The sequence below is a fragment of the Variovorax sp. P4_D9 genome (assembly GCF_056401695.1).
Genome location: NZ_JBFUIU010001582.1, coordinates 1 through 956 on the forward strand (window position 1 = coordinate 1; position 956 = coordinate 956).

General features: G+C 63.8%; 2 protein-coding genes. Both read left to right on the forward strand.

Going from position 1 to position 956, the window contains the following annotated elements:
• On the forward strand, positions 1 to 525 hold a 525-nt coding region (locus tag AC1DY5_RS57055; RefSeq protein WP_478122944.1), incomplete at its 5' end, for a tyrosine-type recombinase/integrase.
• A gap of 98 nt (positions 526 to 623) precedes the next feature.
• A partial coding sequence (locus tag AC1DY5_RS57060; protein WP_478122945.1) for a hypothetical protein occupies positions 624 to 956 on the forward strand: 333 nt, incomplete at its 3' end.

Below are 956 nucleotides of genomic sequence, written 5' to 3' on the forward strand. Positions count from 1 at the left end.
CTGTTTCAGCGGCCCAATGAGCTGCGCGGCGCGGCGTGGTCGGAGATCGACCTCGAGGCGGCAATGTGGACGGTTCCCGCTGCCCGGATGAAGCGGCGCATCGACGGAAAGGAAAACGGCAACCCGCACCTGGTGCCGCTGCCCACCCAGGCCGTTGACATTCTGCGCAAGCTCCACCCTATCACCGGCCACGGCGTGATGGTGTTCCCCGGCGAGCGCAGCCATGAGCGACCCATCAGCGACAACACCTTGCGTGCGGCGTTACTGACCCTCGGCTACGGACCCACGGTGCAGACGGTGCACGGCTTCCGCGCCACCGCGCGCACGCTGCTGGCCGAGGTGCTGGAGATCGATCCCCTGGTGATCGAGGCTCAGCTCGCGCACGCCGTGAAGGACGCCAATGGCCGGGCCTACAACCGGACCCAGTATGTGAAGCAGCGGGCCGAAATGATGCAGCGCTGGGCGGACTACCTCGACAAGCTTGCGACCGGTGCGGATGTGATTCCCCTGCGGCCGGCGGCATAACCAAGTTCGCCCCAGCTAGGCCGACGGGCCGAAGAGCGGGACACCTTCACCCGCCTGCTGGGGCTCCCTCACGAAGGATGCGTTTTGAAGGATTGCAGATGAATGAGGCCAACCCCTACGGGCTGAAGGTTGCTGAGCGGATATTTGGGTTGATTGCCATCGGCAGCGACCTCAAACTGCGCGAGGATGGTGTTTACCTTTCTGATGGTTTCGCGGAAGCTGCTGCGAGCGTCCCAGCCCTGCTCTGGGCTCCACAATGTGCGCTCCTGGACGCAGACCCGCAAGACTCGCCGCTGCTACCTATTCCATTCTCCGGGAAGGATCTCGCCGCATTCTTATTGTGCCCAGTCACCCGCGAGCGCAGCTTGGACGAATTGAAGGAGCACCTTTCCGGTGTGCGGGATGGCCTCACTCGTCGAGCAGTCGAAGAG